We start from the raw sequence: 19,198 nt of genomic DNA, 5'->3' as shown, positions 1-19,198 counted from the left end.
GTCTACTCCAGATTCTGAACCTGCTCGCGGAACTGATCGACGACAGCCTTGAGCTCCAGCCCGACGGCGGTGATCGCCGCTGCGTTGGACTTCGAGCACAGCGTATTCGATTCCCGGTTGAATTCCTGTGAAAGGAAATCGAGTTTGCGGCCGATCGGGCCGCCGGTTTCGAGCAATGCGCGGCCCGACGCGACATGCGTCCTCAACCGATCGATTTCCTCGCGGATGTCGGCCTTGGTCGCGAGAAACGCCGCTTCCATGTGCAGACGCCCTTCATCGAGCGGAGCGCCCGTCTCGACGAGCAATCGAACCTGCTCGGCCAGGCGTTCGCGGATGGCAGCCGGCTCGCGGGAGGGGTCTGCGGCAGCGCGCTCGATGAGGTCCGCGATCGTATCCAGATGAGCGCGAAGCAACCCGCCGAGCGCGTCGCCTTCGTGCGTGCGGGCGATTTCGAGGCTTGCCAGCGCGTCATCGAGCGTCTCGAGGATTGCGGCATCGATGGCGTTGCGCGTGTCCTCGTCCTCAGCCGCTTCAGGCGCGTCCAGCACGCCGCGCAGCGCAAGCAGGCCGTCCGCGCTGGCGGGCGCTACGCCGAACTGATCCTCGAGCCGTTTGGCGAGGCCCGCGAGATCCTTGAGAAACTCTTCGTTGACGACAGGGATAGCCTGCCGAGCCGCGCGGGAGACGGTCAGGCCCGCCTGGACATTGCCGCGCGAAAAGCGCCGCTGTATCGCCTGCCTGACGGACTGTTCCAGCCGCTCGAACCCGGGCGGCAGCCGCAACCGCGCCTCAAGCGTCTTGCCATTGACGGATTTCAGCTCCCACGCGATCGCAGTGCCATCATGATCGGCCGCCGCGCGACCGAACCCCGTCATACTTTGCAAAGCCATGCTGCCCCTTCCCCCTTGCACCCAAGAGCCGCCGGCGCTCAATCTCCCGCGGCTTCAGCCTCCCCTGCTGCCGCGGCAGCCTCGGCGCGCTGCCGTTCGATCTGACGCCACCGTGCGACGTTGCGGTTGTGCTCTTCCAGAGACGACGCAAAAACGTGACCACCGGTGCCGTCAGCCACGAAATAGAGGTCTTCGGTGCGAGACGGGCTTGCAACGGCTTCCAGCGATGCGCGGCCCGGAATCGCGATGGGACCCGGCGGCAAGCCATTGATCGTATAGGTGTTGTAGGGCGTGGGCGTGTCGATATCCGAGCGATAGATCGGGCGGTCCGCCGGCTTACCCTCACCGCCGAATATGCCGTAGATGATCGTCGGGTCCGACTGAAGGCGCATGCCGCGCTCAAGCCGGTTCACGAAGACCGAGGCGACGCGTGAACGTTCGTCAGCGCGGCCTGTTTCCTTCTCCACGATCGAGGCGAGCGTCACGAATTCATTGACGTCCGAAACCGGCAGGTCGGGCGAACGCCGTGCCCAGACACTTTCGACAAGAGCCTTCTGATCAGCGGTGAGCCGCGCGATGACGTCTTGACGCTTCATGCCGCGGGTAAAGCGTACCGTGTCGGCGGCGATCCAGCCTTCATCGGGGATTTCCGTCGGCATCTCGCCTTCCAGTTCCTCGGATTCGGCGACGCGCTTCAAGGCTTGCGCGACGGTGAGGCCTTCCGGAATGGTAAGCGAATGAAGGATCGACTTGCCGCTCACGAGCAGATCCATGATCTCCCGCATCGACGCCTGCGGCTTGACCTCGTACTCGCCTGCACGCAGGCGGCCATCCTGACCATGCGCCCGCAACCCGATGCGGAAGATACGGCCGTCGCTGATCATGCCCTTGCGCTCGAGCAGGGCCGTGATCTCCGAAACGCCGGTGTTGGGCTTGATCAGGATCGTATCGGCAGCGGCGAGCGGCCCCGGACCTTCGAAGCTTTGCTTGCCGAACCAGACGACGACGAAGGCCGTGATCGTGATCAACACGATGGCCGACATCATGAAATTGAGAAACACGACGAACTGGTTGCGCGACTGCTTCGAGCGGCGCGGCGGCGGCGTCCCAGCCTGGGGACGCAGGGCGTCGCTGGCGCTTTTCGGAACGATGGGCTTCGGCGTGCCCGGCTGGGCTGCAGGCCCCTGTTCAGGAGTATTGCTCGTCATTGGGCCTACGCGTGCTCCCTCAAGCCGACATGGTTCGATTCTGTGAACCGAACCTAGCCCGGAATATGGCGAAATTGGCAGCGCGAACGCTGCGCGGTCAGGCGCTAAGCTTCAAATCTGCGGAAAACCAGCGAAGCGTTGGTGCCGCCAAAACCGAAGGAGTTGGACAGCGCCACGTCCACCTTGCGCTTGCGCGGCTTGTGCGGCACGAGATCGAGCTTGGTCTCGACGGAAGGATTGTCGAGATTGATCGTGGGCGGCACGATATTGTCGCGGATCGCGAGCATCGAGAAGATGGCTTCGGCAGCGCCGGCAGCGCCCAGCAGGTGGCCGATCGAAGACTTGGTCGACGACATCGAGGCCGTTGCCGTGGCTTCGCCAAGGAGGCGTTCGACGGCACCGAGCTCGATCGTGTCGGCCATGGTCGATGTGCCGTGGGCATTGATGTAGTCGATATCGGCAGGCGTGAGCCCGGCGCGCTTGATCGCCGCGCTCATGCAGCGGAACGCACCGTCGCCGTCCTCGGATGGTGCCGTGATGTGATAGGCGTCGCCCGTCAGGCCGTAGCCGACGACTTCGGCGTAAATCTTGGCTCCGCGCGCCTTGGCATGTTCGAGCTCTTCGAGCACGACGACGCCCGCGCCCTCTCCCATGACGAAGCCGTCACGGTCGCGGTCATAGGGACGCGATGCCTTCTCAGGCTGGTCGTTCCAGTCGGTCGAAAGTGCCTTGCAGGCTGCGAAACCCGCCATCGACAGCCGGGTGATCGGTGATTCCGCGCCGCCGGCAACCATGACGTCGGCATCGCCGAATATGATCAGGCGAGCGGCATCGCCGATGGCGTGCGCGCCCGTCGAACACGCAGTCACGACCGCATGGTTCGGACCCTTGAGCCCGTGCCGGATCGACACCTGCCCCGATACGAGATTGATGATGTTGCCTGGAATGAAGAAGGGACTGATCCGACGAGGACCTTTCTCCTTCAGGATGATCGCGTTTTCCGCGATCCCGTCGATGCCGCCGATGCCGGAGCCGATCATCACGCCGGTGGCGTTCTGGTCTTCTGCGGTGGTCGGATGCCAGCCGGCATCCTCAAGCGCCATTTCGGCGGCGGCGACGCCATAGATGATGTAGTCGCCAACCTTACGCTGATCCTTCGGCTCCATGAAGCGGTCCGGATCGAAGGCGTTTTCCCCGCCATCACGGGGAATGACGTTGGCGATCTTCGCGGGAAGATCGTCAACCTCGAATGTGCCGATGCGCCGCGCGGCGCTCTCCCCGGCCAACAGTTTGCTCCAGGCATGCTCGACGCCAACGCCGAAAGGCGAAAGCAGTCCCATGCCGGTCACGACGACACGTCTCATGGATTGCATCTTGGTTTTGCTGCTGTTCTAGGGATGCCGCGCGGCCAAAGATCAGGCCGACGCCTTGTCGATGTACTTGACCGCGTCACCAACGGTCAGGATCGTCTCGGCAGCATCGTCAGGGATCTCGACGCCGAATTCTTCTTCGAACGCCATGACGAGCTCGACGGTGTCGAGGCTGTCTGCGCCCAGGTCGTCGATAAAGCTCGCGCCTTCGGTGACCTTGTCGGCATCAACGCCCAGATGCTCGACAACGATTTTCTTGACGCGTTCTGCGGTATCGCTCATTTGCAAACCCTCGACTTAATGTTGTTCGATCTTCGTTAGCGGCCCGATTGCCGCTAATCAAGCTGAAAGATGGCGGTGTCGGCGCTGAGAAACCGGTGAATACCGCATTGGTTCCGACCGTTGCCGGCCACACGAAGAAACCGGCGAAAACTTCACGAAATCTCCGTTTCGCGGGCCGGATTACACGAAAAGCTGCCGCGCTCCAAGGCGAAAAAGCCTTTGATGCGCATCATCCTCAGATCATGGCCATACCGCCATTGACGTGCAAGGTCTGTCCCGTGACGTAACCGGCACCATTGGACGACAGATACACGACTGCCGCGGCAATGTCGTCGCTGGTGCCCATTTTCTTCATCGGGATGGCGCCCATGATCGCCTCCTTCTGCTTGTCGTTGAGTTTTTCGGTCATGGCCGATTCGATAAATCCGGGCGCGACACAATTCACCGTGATGTTGCGCGTGGCGATTTCCTGGGCAAGCGACTTCGACAAGCCGATCATGCCGGCCTTCGAGGCGCAGTAGTTCGCCTGGCCGGGGTTGCCCGTCACGCCGACGACCGACGTGATGTTGACGATACGGCCGAAACGGCGGCGCATCATCGGATGCGTCAGCTCGCGCGTGAGCCTGAACACCGCGCCCAGATTGACTTCCAGCACGGAATCCCAGTCCTCGTCTGACATGCGGACGAACAGCCCGTCGCGGGTGATGCCCGCATTGTTGACGAGGATGTCGACGCCCTCGAGATCGGCCTCGGCCTTCTGACCGAGCGCCTTGACCTCGGCGCGGTCGGACAGATTGGCGGGAAACAGCTTCACGCGATCGCCGAGCTCGCCGGCAAGCGTTTCCAGCTTCTCGACCCGCGTGCCGTGCAGGCCGACAGTCGCGCCAGCGGCATGAAGCGCGCGCGCTACCGCCTCGCCGATGCCACCTGTCGCGCCGGTCACGAGCGCCTTGCGGCCAGTCAGATCAAACATTGTCATTGTCCCTTCCGGAAAGAGAACGCCCTTCACACGGGCGGGGTCGGAAACCGCCCTTTATACAAGAGCAGCAAGCGCAGCGTCGATGTCCGCCGGCGTGCCGACATTCATGGTCGCGATGTTGCGATCGATACGCCGGGCCAGACCCGACAGGACCTTGCCCGAACCCACTTCGTACAGTGTGGTCACGCCATTGGCGCCGAACCATTCGACCGTCTCGCGCCAACGCACGCGGCCTGTCACCTGCTCGACCAGCCGCGCCGCGATCTCCTCGGGATCGGTCACGGGTGCGACGGTGACGTTGGCGACGACCGGCACGATGGGTGCGTGCTTGGCGACATTGGCCAGCGCCTCGCGCATGGCGTCGGCTGCCGGCTGCATCAACGCGGAATGGAAGGGGGCGGATACGGACAGCATCAGCGCGCGCTTCGCGCCTTTTTCGGTGCAGATGCGGGCGGCATGCTCGACGGCGGGTTTCGCGCCGGAAATCACGAGCTGGCCGCCGCCATTGTCGTTCGCGATCTGGCAGACCGAGCCCTTGCCGGCCTCGGCACATGCCTCTTCCACGTCCGCCTGCTCCAGCCCGATGATTGCCGCCATGGCGCCCTCGCCGACAGGAACCGCAGCCTGCATGGCGTTGCCGCGAATCCGCAGGAGGCGCGCCGTGTCAGCGATGGAGAACGTGCCGGCTGCGGCCAGCGCGGAATATTCGCCGAGCGAATGGCCGGCCACGTAGGCGACCTTGTCCTTGAGCGAGAAATCCCGGGCCTCCAGAACGCGGATCGCGGCAAGCGACACCGCCATCAGCGCCGGCTGGGCGTTGGCCGTGAGCGTGAGTTCGTCCTCGGGACCATCCCACATGAGGGCGGAAAGCTTCTGGCCGAGGGCGTCATCGACCTCGGAAAAGACCGCGCGAGCCTCGGGAAACGCGTCCGCGAGGTCCTTGCCCATTCCCACGGCCTGGCTGCCCTGACCGGGAAAGGTGAAAGCGATCGACATGGCTCACTCCGTGTTTCTCGTAGCGGGCAGCGTTTGGCGCAAGCACGGCTGGAGGTCAAGCCCGGGGCGATGACGCAACGTGGACGACTGCAACGCAATATCATTATGCGGCAAAGCAACCTTCTGGCCTTGATGACAGTTATATGACAGTTAGACGACAACCCATCATCAAATCCGGAACGCGGCATTGAACGATCTGGCAGTCGCATCTACGACGGTCGTGAAGACCGGTAACGTCGCCCAAAGCGAGGCCCGATCCGTCGATCGATGGTTCCGCGCGCCGGTTCTCTATATTGCCGTCATGGTCACCGCATCCGCGCTGATCGTGTTTCTCGCGGAGTGCGTGCTTCGCGGCTCGGTCGGTCAGGCAACGGCATTCATGGTCGATATCAGCCGTCCCGGACTGACGACCGTCGCACTTCTGTCGCTTGCCATGATTGCGATCGATGCCCTGATGCGCAGGTCGTTCCAGGCTATTTTGGTGGTCGCTCCGATCATCATCGCGCTGGCCTGGGTCGGGCGCGAAAAGGCGTTCTACCTCGGCGATCCGCCCTACCCGACAGATTTCCTCTATGCCCGCCAGATCGTGGAACTGCTGCCGTTGATGCTGGTCGAGCGGCCGCTGACGGCTGTCCTGATCGTCCTGGCGGCTCTTCTTCTGGGTGGCGCGCTCTTTCTTCTATGGCGTTGGTCGAAGCGCCTCCAGCGCATCACGCTCAGCGGCCGTGCAGCAAGACTGGCGATCTCCATCCCGGCGCTGGCGTTTTTCGCCGCCGAGATGGACTATGCGAGCCATTCGAACCTGCGCGACAGCCTGAAAATCTCGCCGATGATGTGGGACCAGAAGGCGAATTATCGTCACAACGGCCTCGTCATGGCGTTCGCGCTCAACGTGCCGATGGCCTATGTCGCGCCGCCGGTGGGATATGCCGCAAGCACCATGAACCGCATCGATACGCCGGTATCGGGAACCTATGTGCCGTATACGCAGCCGGACATCATCATGGTGATGAGCGAATCCTTCTGGGATCCGACGCGCCTTCCCGGCGTGACGCTGACGCCCGATCCGATCGCCTTCACGCGCTCGATCCAGTCCGGCCACGTCTTTTCACCGGAGTTCGGCGGCATGACCGCGAATGTCGAGTTCGAGGCGCTGACCGGTTTTTCGAACGCGCTGCTGCCGTATGGCAGCATTCCGTACCAGCAATATGTGCGGCGCGACACGCCTTCGCTCGCGAGCTTCCTGAAAGAGGAAGGCTATTCGACGCTGGCCGTTCATCCGTTCCAGAGCTGGTTCTGGAATCGCGGACCGGTCTACAAATCATTCGGCTTCGACCGCTTCGTGTCGGAAGAGAACATGCCGGCGCTGGACAAGCGCGGGCGGCTGGCATCCGACGCTGCCCTGACGGAACTGATCATCGAGGAGGTCGAGGCATCGACCGACCCGATGTTCCTCTTCGCCGTGACGCTGCAGAACCACGGGCCGTATGAGGCGGGCCGCTATCCCGATGAGCGCATCGAGGTGGAGAGCAAGGCGCTGCCGGCCGCCCGCGCGGCGATCCATACTTTCTCGGAAGGCATGATGGATTCCGACCAGTCGCTGGAACGGCTGATCAAATGGGCGGAAAAGCGCGAGCGCGAGACGATCGTGGTGTATTTCGGCGATCATTTGCCGCCGCTCGGGCCGACCTATGTCGCAACCGGTTTTCTGGAACGCAACGTCGGCGACCGCATCGCCGGGGCGGAACGCCTGCGCGAGCAGCGCGAAACGCCGCTGGTGATGTGGTCGAACCGGCGCGGGCAGATCGATATCGGGACCGTGAGCCCGTCGCTCCTGCCGTTCCACCTGCTGCGCACGGCGGGCATGGAACATCCCTACTACACCGGCTTCCTTGGTAGTCTCCGCGACCATTACCGCGTTATCGACCGCCATATCGTCATCAGGCCGAGCGGCTATGGCGTCGAGGGATGGACCCGGCAAAAGCGCATCGACCCGCTGCTGCGCGACTACCGCATGATCCAGTACGACATGATGTTCGGCGAGCAGCATGCGCGGGACAAATTCTTCCCGGACCCGTCGACACCAGCGCTGATCGCGCGGCCGGGCGGGCAATTCTCGTCGCCCGCCCCGCTTTGATCCGGTGTCTCGTCAGTTGGTGACGTAGAGCTTGGCGATACGCGCTGCGATCTTCTTGAACACGCCGTCGAGTTGGGAGACGTCGTTCGTCGGGTAGTAGTGATCAGGCGTCGTGGCGCATTTCGTATAGAGGTTGCGGTTCGCCTGCGTGTCTGCACCCAATAGCACGGTGAACACCTCCACCTGCTTCGCCTTCAGCGATGTGCACGCGTCGAGCGTCCAGGTGTTCACCTTCGTCAGCGCCTTGTTGCGGTCGATATCGACGCGGCCGCTGTCGACGAAGCTGTATGCGCCGTAGTCGGACTTGTTGTAGTTCTGGCTGCTCGCGCCGAAGACGGTGTTCTCGCCATCTGTGAAAACGACGACAAACTTGGAATTGTTCTCGGAGTTGAACGGCGCGCCGTCGGTGTAGGGCTCTTCCGGCGACAGCACGCGGTGAGACCACATCAGGCCTTCAGACACGTTCGTGCCGGAGCCTTCCCAGTAGATCATCTTGCCGATTTCGGTCTTGAGTTCGGCGAAGTCCGACGTCAGCGGAACGATCGGTGTCGGGCAGGCATAGTTGGGACCGGACGAACGCGAGACGTTTTCGCGGATCGTGCTCGCCGTCGCAGGCACGTAGCGGGCGATGGATTTCGTCTTGGCCTGATCATTCTTCCCGAACGAATCATTGAGATAGGAGTTGTTCCACGCCGTGCTCGAGTTGGGCGAAACCTCGTTCTTGCCCGGATTGTCCGGCGCGAAATACGGCACGAACAGCGTGTCCGGAACGGTAACGTCCGGTGCGGTGTCGGTCAGGTTGTAAGGTGCGGCGCGCGCTTCGACGCAGCCTTTCCAGCCGATCGTATCCAGTGTCTCGCCGCTGCCCTTCAGGCGTCGGAAAAGCTCGGTGTGCGCCCAAGGCTTATTGTTCCGCGAGTCTTTATCGAAGTTCGCACCGCTATATTGCGCACCATAGGATTTGAATTCCCTGACGGCCGGGTCCCATCTCGAATCGATCCAGCTCTCCTTGAACCCCTTGCCCCTGACGTTGACCGCCGTGACGAACGGCACCAAAGCCGCCTTCACGACGCGCTTGGGATTGGAATCGGGCGAGTGGGCGAGCGCGAGAATGTCGACCAGCGAGGTCGCCGCCTTGCGAAGCTCGGCCATGCGCGCGGCGCCCATCGAGCCGGTGTTGTCGAGCGCCAGCACGACTTCGAGGTCGTTGCGCGATTCATAGGCGCTCGCGGTCACCTTGATGCGACGGGCCCCACCGAACAGCAGGCCGAACTGCAGTTCGACATCCGCGACCGCAAGGCCTTCGGTGCTGATGTAGTTCAGCCCGGTGTCGATCTCGATGTTGGCCGTGACGTTGGCGAGCGTCGGCTCGCCGGCGATGTTGGCCGCCAGGAAATCCTGGAATACCTGCTCTCGGGAGGTTGCCTTGTCGTTGATGCGCGAGGCCGCGAGCACGGCCGCATCGACGGCGTTCTGCAGCTTTGATTGCGCTTTCGTCATCGAGGCGAAATCCACGGCCAGCCCGACCGCGCCGAGCACGGCGGGCAGCATGAGCGCGAACATCATCGCGAAGTTTCCGCTCCGAGAGCGCCAGAAGCTGCGAAAGACCATGTTACTTACCCCCAGAGAAGTATCGGTCACATTGACTCTTGCGCATGAAGAATTGATTGAGCGAGACACTGCAATTTTTAACGATCGCGCGAATGGCGGCGTTCGCTTGCGTTATCGTCAGAAACCTGTATAGACCCCGCCAATCTGCCGGTTCCAGCTGGGGGCTGAACGGAGGGCCGTGCGTTTCCTTTAGGGGAAGCACGCGTGTGAGGACAAAAGGTCTTCCGCCTCCCGTGTCTCCGCTCTCGACCGTCTCGACGTGCTCCCTTTCTTCGCCCGCCATCAAGCGGGACAAGAGAAGTTGCAGAGGCTTTAGCCGCCGGGACCGGACAGTGAAACGAAGAAAGGCAAGACAATATGGCTCTTTACGAACATGTGTTCCTTGCCCGCCAGGACCTTTCGCAGCAGCAGGTCGAGGCCCTTGTCGAACAGTACAAGGGTGTCGTCGAAGCTGGTGGTGGTTCCTTCGGCCGGGTCGAGAACTGGGGACTGAAGTCCCTCACCTACCGCATCAACAAGAACCGCAAGGCGCATTACACGCTCATCGACATCACGGCTCCGGCCGCTGCCGTCCATGAGATGGAGCGCCAGATGGGCCTGTCGGAAGACGTCCTGCGCTTCATGACCATCAAGGTCGAGGCACATGAGGAAGGCGCTTCGGCCATGATGCAGAAGCGCGACGACCGTGAGCGCGAAGGCCGCTTCGGCGATCGTCCGCGTTTCGGCGATCGTGAGAGGGGCGACCGTGGTGATCGTGGCGACCGTGGCGGTGACCGCGATCGCGGCCCGCGCCGGCCGCGCGAACAGGCTGAAGGAGCTGCAGAATAATGGTCGACATCAACCAGATCCCGACCCGGCGTCCGTTCCATCGCCGTCGCAAGACCTGCCCCTTCTCGGGCGCAAACGCACCGCGCATCGACTACAAGGACGTGCGTCTGCTGCAGCGCTACATTTCCGAGCGCGGCAAGATCGTGCCGTCGCGCATCACGGCCGTCAGCCAGAAGAAGCAGCGCGAGCTCGCCAAGGCGATCAAGCGCGCACGTTTCCTCGGCCTTCTGCCCTACGTGGTGAAGTAAGCATTTCGGCGGGGCGGCTTGTCCGCCCCTCCTCGCTCCAGCGCGACGGGCGCGCCGGCGACGACGACGAACACTCCCGAGTTGGGCTTTCAGCCCTAACTGCCGCAACCGGCAGGACAGCGACCCCGGCACAACCGCCGCATCAGTCCTGACCTGCCCGATATTCGACTGCCGGCCATGCCGGCGAGAACAAGGATCAGGACAATGGACGTCATTCTCCTCGAACGCATTGCCCGTCTTGGCCAGCTTGGCGACACCGTCAAGGTGAAGGACGGTTTCGCACGCAACTTCCTGCTGCCCAAGGGCAAGGCACTGCGCGCCAACGAAGCCAACAAGAAGAAGTTCGAAGGCCAGCGCTCGCAGCTCGAAGCCCGCAACCTCGAGCGCAAGTCGGAAGCCGCCGCGGTCGCAGAGACGCTCGACGGCAAGAGCTTCATTGTCGTCCGTTCGGCCGGCGAAACCGGCCAGCTCTACGGTTCGGTCTCCTCGCGCGACATTTCGGACCTGCTGACGGCAGAGGGCTTCTCGGTCGGTCGCAACCAGGTCGAGCTGAACCAGCCGATCAAGACGATCGGCCTGACCAACGTCGCCATTTCGCTCCACCCGGAAGTCGAAGCGACGATCACGCTGAACATCGCCCGCACCGCCGATGAGGCAGAGCGCCAGGCAGCCGGCGAGAAGCTCGATTCGGCCGAAGCGATCTACGGCGACGACATCAACGAGAACGCCCGCCCCGACGCTTTCTTCGATCCGAACGAAGATGGTTTCGACGGGGAAGACGAAGAGCAGGCTTAATTACCACTCGCACGTCAGTTTTTGTTCAAGATGCCCGGTCGCTCAGCGGCCGGGCATTTTTCGTTTTGGCCCAACACATCGCACCAACAGGGAACTTATCTGCCTGTCGCCGCTTGAGCTAAGTTAGGCCCACAACATGCAGGCCCACGACATGAACAGATTGCTTCAAGGCGTCGTCGGGCGGCTTGTCCGCACCGGCAATCTGCAAATAACCGACCCGGACGGCATCGTTGCCGTGTTCGGTGACGGGAGCGGCCCACCGGTCCATGTGCGTCTGCGGACGCACCACGCGCAGCGCGCCATCACCTTCGATCCCATGCTGGCTCTGCCGGAAGCATACATGAATGGCGAGATCGACATCGTCGAAGGCGACGTGCTCGACCTTCTGCGCGTCGTCTACCAGAATATGGGACCAACCGGCATCGAGGCGGCATGGACCAAGGCGCTGGAAAGCGCGCGTGTCGTCTTTCGCAGGCTCCAGCAGGTCAACACGGCGGCGCGCTCCAGGCGCAATGTCCAGCATCACTACGACCTGTCGCGCGAGTTCTATCGGCTCTTCCTCGACGAGGACATGCAGTATTCCTGTGCCTATTTCGAGCGGCCGGACATGACGCTGGAAGCCGCGCAACTCGCCAAGAAGCGCCACCTCGCCGCCAAGCTCAACCTGAAGCCAGGCCAGCAGGTGCTCGACATCGGTTCGGGTTGGGGCGGGCTGGGGCTCTATCTCGCACGGACGTTCGATGTCGATGTACTCGGCGTGACACTCTCGACCGAGCAACACGCCGTCGCCACCGACAGGGCGCATGAGGAAGGCCTGCAAAGCCACGCCCATTTCGAGATCAGGGACTATCGCGACCTCCAGGAGCGTTTCGACAGGATCGTATCGGTCGGAATGTTCGAGCATGTCGGCGTGAACCACTACCACGCCTTTTTCGAGCGTTGCGCGGCACTGCTCAAGCCGGACGGCGTGATGGTGCTCCACGCGATCGGCCGCGCGGGGCCGCCGACCGCGACCAACGCGTTCATCCGCAAGCACATCTTCCCCGGCGGCTACATTCCGGCACTTTCCGAAGTTCTTCCGCATATCGAGCGCGCGGGACTGATGGTGACGGATATCGAGATTCTCCGGCTTCACTACGCCGAGACCCTGAAGCATTGGCGCGAACGCTTCCTGGCCAACCGGGACAAGGTGGTCGAGATTTACGACGAGCGCTTCGCGCGCATGTGGGAGTTCTATCTCGCCGGCTCGGAATCCGCATTCCGGTGGCAGGATTTGATGGTGTTCCAGATACAGCTATCGCTGAAGAACGACGTGCTGCCTCTAACCCGAGACTATATCGGCAAGTGCGAGAAGGCGATCGCCCTGCACGAAATCGGCCATATGGCAGACCGGGTCCGCAAGCCGAGCCGCAAGGTCAGGGATCGCAACTGACGTTCCTTCGTCGCGTCAGGCGGCGGGTGCTTGATTTGGCGGCCAAGGCGGGAAACAAGGGGTGACCCGTTTCCATCAAGAGGCCGTCATGACCCTGCCCGTCTTCATCGCGGCCGCACTCGCCGAGATCGCAGGCTGCTTTGCGTTCTGGGCATGGTGGCGCCTCGACAAATCCGCGCTATGGCTGATCCCCGGCGTCATGAGCCTCATCGCATTCGCGTGGCTGCTGACGCTCGCGGAGACGGACGCTGCCGGTCGCGCTTATGCGGCCTATGGCGGGATTTATATCTGCGCGTCGCTCGTATGGCTCTGGGTTGCGGAAGGCGTGCGGCCCGATCGCTTCGACGTGACGGGAGCCGCGATCTGCCTTGTCGGGGCAGGCGTCATCCTTCTCGCGCCGAGGGCAGCCTGAGATGGAGCTGCCGGCAGCGCTGCGGCAGGGCGTCGACCGGATTCTCGACGGGGTGCCGCTCGCCGAGATCAGGAAGGCCGCGCGGACACTGTCCGATCGCTACCGGGCGGAGGTGCGCGATGGGCGGCTGCACATGGCGGCGGACCTGTCGGTCCACGCCTATCTCGCCGCGAGACTGCCCGCGACCTATGCCGCCGTTCACGCAAGCCTGGATGCGGCACACGAAGCCGCCCCTGATTTCACGCCGCGCACGCTGCTCGACGTCGGCTCGGGACCCGGCACCGCTCTGTGGGGCGCCGCCGATGTCTGGCCCGGCCTTGAGCAGGCGACGCTGCTGGAGGCCAGCGATCCGGCCCGGCGCGTCGGCAAGTCGCTTTCCACCGCGCTGCCCGGGATCGCGACGGGCTGGCTTGCCGGTGACGTCACCATCGACATGCGTGGGCTGCAACCGCACGACCTCGTCACCTGCGCCTATGTGCTGGACGAGATCGCGCCGGCAGCCTTGCCGACGCTGATCGACCGGCTGTGGCAACTTACGACAGGCATGCTGGTCGTCGTCGAACCCGGAACGCCGGCGGGCTGGCGGCGCATCGTCGATGTGCGCAGCCGTCTCATCGATTCGGGCGCCAACGTCGCAGCACCCTGCCCGCACCACGCGCCGTGCCCCCTCACCCCGCCCGACTGGTGCCATTTCGCGCAGCGCGTGGCCCGCTCGCGTGTGCATCGGCTGGCGAAGGATGCGGATGTGCCCTGGGAGGACGAGAAGTTCATCCATCTGGCCGCAACGCGCGCTCCCCTGTCTGACCGGGCCTCACGTGTTCTCTCACCGCCACGAGCCGGTTCGGGCAAGGTGCAGTTGAAGCTTTGCCGGGCTGACGGCACGGTCTCCGAACAGCTTTTCACCAAGCGCGACGGGCAGTCCTTCAAGACGGCACGCCGTCTCGACTGGGGCGACACATTCGCGGAATAGCTACGAGTTCCGCATATTCGCGTTTTGTTCTCGGCCGAGATCGCGCTAGACTCGCATTGCGATTCGGGTCAACCGCTATTGCGACGATCAGCAGGCTGCTCCTGTGGACGAGTGTGAATCATGGGTCTGGCGGCCCTGCTCCCGGTTTAAATGACGCTTTGCCCTTGAATGGCGGGCTCATCGGTCTAGGAGAGGTTCAGGGTATCACCGCCGGGGATTGTTCGCGTAATCCGGCCCAATTTGACGATCTGGAACCGGCATGGCTGAAGCAGTCCGCAAGCTCAATTCGGCGGAAACCCCGCTCTATCGCGAAGCGCCCAACAACATCGAGGCGGAGCAGGCGCTGCTCGGCGCGGTGCTCGTCAACAATGACGCTTTCTACCGCGTCTCCGACTTTTTGAAGTCGAGCCATTTCTACGAGCCGCTGCACCGCAAGATCTACGACGTGCTGGCCGAGCTGATCCGGATGGGCAAGATGGCCAATCCGGTGACGATCAAGACCTTCCTGCCGGCCGACGAGAAGGTCGGGGACATGACGGTGGCGCAATATCTCGCGCGCCTTGCGGCAGAGGCGGTCACGGTCATCAACGCGGCCGATTATGGCCGTGCCATCTACGACCTCGCGACGCGCCGGGCGCTGATCACGGTCGGCGAGGACATGGTCAACATCGCCTATGACGCGCCCGTCGACATGGCCCCGTCGGAGCAGATCGAGGACGCGGAGCGCCGCCTGTTCGAACTGGCCGAAACCGGCCGCTACGATGGCGGATTCGAGAGCTTCAGCGATGCGGTGAAGACCGCGATCGACATGGCAAGCGCCGCCTATATGCGCGACGGTCATCTGTCAGGCATCGCGACCAACCTGCACGATCTCGACAAGCGCATGGGCGGCCTTCAATCGTCGGACTTGATCGTGCTGGCGGGTCGCCCCGGCATGGGCAAGACGTCGCTTGCGACCAACATCGCCTTCAACATCGCCAACGCCTATGAGCCTGCGCAGCAGGCGGACGGGTCGTTCAAGGCCAAGAATGGCGGCGTCGTCGGGTTCTTCTCGCTCGAAATGTCGGCCGAGCAGCTCGCCACGCGTATCATTTCCGAGCAGGCGGAAATCCCCTCCTCCAAGATCCGTCGCGGCGACATGACGGAATCGGATTTCGAGAAACTGGTGGTCTGCACCCAGACGCTTCAGAAAATCCCGCTCTTCATCGATTCGACCGGTGGTATTTCGATCGCGCAGCTCGCGGCGCGGTCGCGACGCCTCAAGCGCCAGCGCGGCCTCGACGTGCTCGTGATCGACTATATCCAGCTCATGCAGGGATCGAGCGCGAAATCCTCGCAGAACCGCGTCCAGGAAATCACCGAGATCACCACCGGTCTCAAGGCCTTGGCGAAGGAACTCAACGTTCCGATCATCGCGCTGTCGCAGCTCTCCCGTCAGGTCGAGAACCGCGAGGACAAGCGCCCGCAGCTTTCCGATCTTCGCGAATCGGGCTCGATCGAGCAGGACGCCGACGTGGTGCTGTTCGTCTATCGCGAGGAGTATTACCTGAAGAACAAGGAGCCGAAGCCCGGCACCGACGAATACATCAAATGGGAAGGCGAGATGAACGAGGCCAAGGGCAAGGCCGAGTGCATCATCGCCAAGCAGCGTCACGGCCCGACCGGCACCGTTTCGCTCGCCTTTACCGGCGAGTTCACGCGCTTCTCCGACCTGGCGGAAGAACACCACCTCCCCGAACGGTTCGAGTAGATTGTCCGGCTGGATTCCCCTCTCGGTCGATGCGACCCATGGCGGCGCTGATCCCCGGCTTGCCGGCGGCAGGCTGACGATCGATCTCGCAGCGCTTGCCGAGAATTACCACCTTCTTTCCCGAATGGCCGCACCGGCCCGGGTGGCGGGCGTCGTCAAGGCCGATGGCTACGGGCTCGGGGTTGGGCCGGTCGCGCAGACCCTTTGGCGCGAGGGTTGCCGGGAGTTTTTCGTGGCTCTTCCCGAGGAGGGCATCGCGCTCAGAAGCGTTCTGCCGGATGCCACGATCTACGTGCTCAACGGGCTCTTCGGCGCGGAGGCTGTCCCCGCTTATGTGGCGCACCGGCTCACCCCGGTTCTCGGATCGTCATCCGACATCGCCTCCTGGGAGGCATTCGGGTGGGATGGCGATGTTCCGCGCCCCTGCGCGATTCACGTCGACACCGGCATGAACCGGCTCGGCCTGACTTCCGACGAAGCGCTTCGGTTCATTCAGGAAAATGCGCTGACCGGTGCGGTCACGCCGCTCCTGCTGATGAGCCATCTCGCCTGCGCCGACACGCCCGACCATCCGCTCAACCTGCGGCAACGCGAATCGTTTCAGGCGGTTAGGGCCGCTTTCGCAAGCGTCGAATCAAGTCTGGCGAATTCGGCCGGCATCTTTCTCGACAGCGCCTTCGCGTTCGATCTCGTGCGCCCCGGTATCGCGCTCTATGGCGGGTCACCGGCCAGCGCGGCGCTCAATCCCATGCAGCCAGTCGTGACTGCAGAGGCCCGCGTGGTGCAGGTCCGACATGCGAAGGCCGGGGAGACGGTGAGCTACGGCGCGCACGAAACCCTTCGCCGCGATTCGCTGCTCGCGGTCACCTCGATCGGTTACGCCGACGGGTATCACCGCGCCGGGTCATCGGCAGGCGTGCCGCTTCGTGACACCTCCGCGCCTGCCGCGGAGGGCTTCATCCACGGCAAGCGGGTACCGGTCACGGGCCGCATCACGATGGACATGACCATCTTCGACGTCACCGATCTCGGCGCGGGCGCGGTCGCCATCGGCGATCATATCGAGCTGTTCGGTCGCAACGTGCCCATCGACGAAGCCGCTGCCGCGACGGGAACGATCGCCTATGAACTCCTGACGAGCCTGGGTCGGCGATACCATCGGCGGTATGTGGGATTCTCCGAGTGAGTCACGGAATCGCAATGAACCTTTCCAAGCTCTTTCAGAAGGTGAAGCACAATAGCTATCGCCCATCGAAACGGGAGCATGAACAAATTGAAGCCTTTCTGAGAGACGAGAGCAGTCACCTCGATATCGATGCTCATACCGCTATCTATATATTTTGTCTGACTTCTCCTGCGACTGAAACAAACATAATTCTCATCCGGCGCTTCCTTTCCGAGGATGCCGACGATTATGTCCGCGCAGCCGCCATCGTGGGCTTGTTTGTCTTTTGGGAAGTGTCATCCTCTGATCTGAGAGAGCAGCTTCTCAAGATGCTCGAAGGCGCACGGGATAGTATTGAGTCCGATTCTGCTGCCGCATTAATGCGCGCGGGCACCAGAACAGCGATTATCAATGGCCAAGCTGGTTTCTCCGCCGCATGTGGCGCTTTGCTCGAAGCTGCCTACGAAAGAATGATCCGGTCCGAGAATAACGAAGATCGGTTTTTCATTTCCTTCTGCGGCAACATTTATAATTCGTGGGAGCGCAACAACGGGAAGCCAATCAGCTACATTTCAACTGTCGATGAAGCTCTCGAAATTTACCACGACCGGGACAATTACCTCCCCCGCTTAGTTAGTTAGATAGAAGCGTTCTGAGCCATGGCTAAGTCCCGCACCCAGTTCATCTGCCAGGCCTGTGGCACCGCGCATACGCGCTGGGCGGGCAAGTGCGACGCGTGCGGCGAGTGGAACACGCTGGTGGAGGAAGGCACGGCCGGCGGGATCGGCAGTGGACCCGCCTCGGCGCGCAACGTCCGCAAGGGGCGGCCTGTCACGCTCACGACGCTGTCCGGCGAGATCGAGGAGGCGCCGCGCATCGTCTCGGGAATCGGCGAACTGGACCGGGCGACGGGCGGCGGCTTCGTGCGCGGCTCGGCGCTGCTCATCGGCGGCGACCCCGGCATCGGCAAATCGACGCTGTTGACACAGGCGGCCGCGGCACTCGCGTCGCGCGGCCATCGCATCGTCTACGTCTCGGGCGAGGAGGCGGTCGCGCAAATCCGGCTGCGCGCGCAAAGGCTCGGCGCGGCCGACACGCCCGTCGAACTCGCGGCCGAAACCAATGTCGAGGACATTCTGGCGACGATCGGCGAAGGCAAGCGCCCCGACCTCGTCATTCTCGATTCGATCCAGACGTTGTGGACGGACATGGCCGATTCCGCCCCGGGCACAGTGACGCAGGTGCGCGCCTCGGCGCAGGCGATGATCCGCTACGCCAAATCGACCGGAGCCGCGATCGTGCTAGTCGGCCACGTGACCAAGGACGGCCAGATCGCCGGTCCCCGCGTCGTCGAGCACATGGTCGACGGCGTGCTCTATTTCGAGGGCGAAGGCGGGCACCACTACCGCATCCTGCGCACCGTCAAGAACCGTTTCGGGCCGACCGACGAGATCGGCGTGTTCGAGATGTCGGACAAGGGTCTGCGCGAAGTCGCCAATCCATCGGAGCTTTTCCTTGGCGAGCGCAGCACCAAGGCGCCCGGTGCTGCGGTTTTCGCGGGCATCGAAGGCACGCGGCCCGTGCTGGTCGAGATCCAGGCGCTGGTCGCCCCCTCGCCGCTCGGGACGCCGCGCCGCGCGGTGGTCGGCTGGGATTCGCCCCGGCTCTCGATGGTGCTCGCGGTCCTCGAGGCGCATTGCGGCGTGCGGTTCGCCCAGCACGACGTCTATCTCAACGTCGCGGGCGGCTATCGCATTTCGGAGCCGGCTGCCGATCTTGCGGTGGCTGCGGCACTGGTTTCATCGCTCACCGGACTTGCCCTTCCGGCAGATTGCGTCTATTTCGGCGAAATCAGTCTTTCGGGCGCGATCAGGCCCGTTGCGCATGCGCAACAACGCCTGAAAGAGGCGGAAAAACTGGGTTTCGGTCAGGCAGTCATGCCGAAATCGAGCGAAGAACAGAACGGCGGAATTCAGGCGCGAGCCTTCCAGCCTTCGACGCTCGCGGACCTGGTCGTACGGATTGCCGGCTCGAAGGGGCGAGCCGTCGAAGACTGAGGCCGGGGAAACCCGGGGACGATGCGAGGCAAAGGCCAACGCCGATGCCGCACTGGAGTGGAGCCTGA

At 63.0% G+C, this 19,198-nt stretch carries 18 protein-coding genes; 11 read left to right on the top strand and 7 right to left on the bottom strand.

Translation table 11 applies throughout. From position 1 onward, the window contains the following. Nucleotides 1-2: 2 nt before the first annotated feature. The 6 genes from AAFN55_RS08545 to fabD all read right to left on the bottom strand — a co-directional run bounded on the left by AAFN55_RS08545 (nucleotide 3) and on the right by fabD (nucleotide 5,725). Nucleotides 3-890, bottom strand: a complete 888-nt coding sequence (locus tag AAFN55_RS08545) for a YicC/YloC family endoribonuclease (protein WP_347798426.1) — start codon at nucleotides 888-890, stop codon at nucleotides 3-5. A 38-nt stretch (nucleotides 891-928) separates the two neighbouring features. Then, nucleotides 929-2,098, bottom strand: a complete 1,170-nt coding sequence (mltG, locus tag AAFN55_RS08540) for an endolytic transglycosylase MltG (RefSeq protein ID WP_347798425.1) — start codon at nucleotides 2,096-2,098, stop codon at nucleotides 929-931. 104 nt (nucleotides 2,099-2,202) lie between these two features. Then, nucleotides 2,203-3,462 (bottom strand): beta-ketoacyl-ACP synthase II, encoded by a 1,260-nt coding sequence (gene fabF / locus AAFN55_RS08535; RefSeq protein WP_347798424.1) that lies wholly within the window; start codon nucleotides 3,460-3,462, stop codon nucleotides 2,203-2,205. Nucleotides 3,463-3,513: 51 nt separating this feature from the next. After that, complete coding sequence (locus AAFN55_RS08530; RefSeq protein ID WP_047143752.1) at nucleotides 3,514-3,750, bottom strand: acyl carrier protein; 237 nt, start codon at nucleotides 3,748-3,750, stop codon at nucleotides 3,514-3,516. Nucleotides 3,751-3,985: 235 nt separating this feature from the next. Then, entirely contained in the window at nucleotides 3,986-4,723 is a 738-nt protein-coding gene (fabG, locus tag AAFN55_RS08525) for a 3-oxoacyl-[acyl-carrier-protein] reductase (RefSeq protein ID WP_347800222.1), read from the bottom strand. A 60-nt stretch (nucleotides 4,724-4,783) separates the two neighbouring features. Continuing rightward, nucleotides 4,784-5,725, bottom strand: coding sequence for an ACP S-malonyltransferase (gene fabD, locus AAFN55_RS08520; RefSeq protein WP_347798423.1), 942 nt, complete (start codon nucleotides 5,723-5,725; stop codon nucleotides 4,784-4,786). A 187-nt stretch (nucleotides 5,726-5,912) separates the two neighbouring features. Between fabD and AAFN55_RS08515 the strand changes: the two genes are divergently transcribed. Continuing rightward, complete coding sequence (locus AAFN55_RS08515; RefSeq protein ID WP_347798422.1) at nucleotides 5,913-7,862, top strand: LTA synthase family protein; 1,950 nt, start codon at nucleotides 5,913-5,915, stop codon at nucleotides 7,860-7,862. A gap of 12 nt (nucleotides 7,863-7,874) precedes the next feature. Here AAFN55_RS08515 and AAFN55_RS08510 read toward each other — a convergent pair whose 3' ends face one another. Further along, nucleotides 7,875-9,428 (bottom strand): pilus assembly protein, encoded by a 1,554-nt coding sequence (locus tag AAFN55_RS08510; RefSeq protein WP_347798421.1) that lies wholly within the window; start codon nucleotides 9,426-9,428, stop codon nucleotides 7,875-7,877. A gap of 402 nt (nucleotides 9,429-9,830) precedes the next feature. Between AAFN55_RS08510 and rpsF the strand changes: the two genes are divergently transcribed. The 10 genes from rpsF (at nucleotide 9,831) to radA (ending at nucleotide 19,130) form a co-directional block, all read left to right on the top strand. Further along, nucleotides 9,831-10,301 (top strand): 30S ribosomal protein S6, encoded by a 471-nt coding sequence (gene rpsF / locus AAFN55_RS08505; RefSeq protein WP_347798420.1) that lies wholly within the window; start codon nucleotides 9,831-9,833, stop codon nucleotides 10,299-10,301. Then, nucleotides 10,301-10,549 carry a 30S ribosomal protein S18 gene (gene rpsR / locus AAFN55_RS08500; RefSeq protein ID WP_173190471.1) on the top strand — a complete coding sequence of 83 codons (249 nt, stop codon included), beginning with the start codon at nucleotides 10,301-10,303 and terminating at the stop codon, nucleotides 10,547-10,549. The genes rpsF and rpsR overlap by 1 nt, the downstream gene beginning before the upstream one ends. Before the next feature lie 204 nt (nucleotides 10,550-10,753). Next, on the top strand, nucleotides 10,754-11,344 hold the full coding sequence (rplI, locus tag AAFN55_RS08495) for a 50S ribosomal protein L9 (protein WP_347798419.1): 591 nt from the start codon (nucleotides 10,754-10,756) through the stop codon (nucleotides 11,342-11,344). A gap of 151 nt (nucleotides 11,345-11,495) precedes the next feature. Further along, a complete protein-coding gene (locus AAFN55_RS08490) occupies nucleotides 11,496-12,776 on the top strand; it encodes a cyclopropane-fatty-acyl-phospholipid synthase family protein (protein ID WP_347798418.1) in 1,281 nt (426 codons plus the stop codon). An 88-nt stretch (nucleotides 12,777-12,864) separates the two neighbouring features. Continuing rightward, nucleotides 12,865-13,188, top strand: a complete 324-nt coding sequence (locus AAFN55_RS08485) for a YnfA family protein (protein WP_347798417.1) — start codon at nucleotides 12,865-12,867, stop codon at nucleotides 13,186-13,188. A gap of 1 nt (nucleotide 13,189) precedes the next feature. Beyond that, nucleotides 13,190-14,158, top strand: a complete 969-nt coding sequence (locus AAFN55_RS08480; RefSeq protein WP_347798416.1) for a small ribosomal subunit Rsm22 family protein — start codon at nucleotides 13,190-13,192, stop codon at nucleotides 14,156-14,158. Between the two features lie 259 nt (nucleotides 14,159-14,417). Beyond that, the gene (locus AAFN55_RS08475; RefSeq protein ID WP_347798415.1) at nucleotides 14,418-15,908 is read left to right on the top strand and encodes a replicative DNA helicase; all 1,491 of its coding nucleotides are present in this window, start codon (nucleotides 14,418-14,420) and stop codon (nucleotides 15,906-15,908) included. A gap of 1 nt (nucleotide 15,909) precedes the next feature. Next, the gene (alr, locus tag AAFN55_RS08470; RefSeq protein ID WP_347798414.1) at nucleotides 15,910-17,094 is read left to right on the top strand and encodes an alanine racemase; all 1,185 of its coding nucleotides are present in this window, start codon (nucleotides 15,910-15,912) and stop codon (nucleotides 17,092-17,094) included. Nucleotides 17,095-17,108: 14 nt separating this feature from the next. Then, a complete protein-coding gene (locus tag AAFN55_RS08465) occupies nucleotides 17,109-17,714 on the top strand; it encodes a hypothetical protein (protein ID WP_347798413.1) in 606 nt (201 codons plus the stop codon). Between the two features lie 18 nt (nucleotides 17,715-17,732). Then, entirely contained in the window at nucleotides 17,733-19,130 is a 1,398-nt protein-coding gene (gene radA, locus AAFN55_RS08460) for a DNA repair protein RadA (RefSeq protein ID WP_347798412.1), read from the top strand. Nucleotides 19,131-19,198: the final 68 nt, after the last annotated feature.

Source organism: Mesorhizobium sp. CAU 1732, assembly GCF_039888675.1.
Classification (GTDB): Bacteria; Pseudomonadota; Alphaproteobacteria; order Rhizobiales; family Rhizobiaceae; genus Aerobium.
The sequence above is the reverse complement of the archived record's forward strand: the minus strand, read 5'-3'. Positions and strand labels throughout refer to the sequence as shown.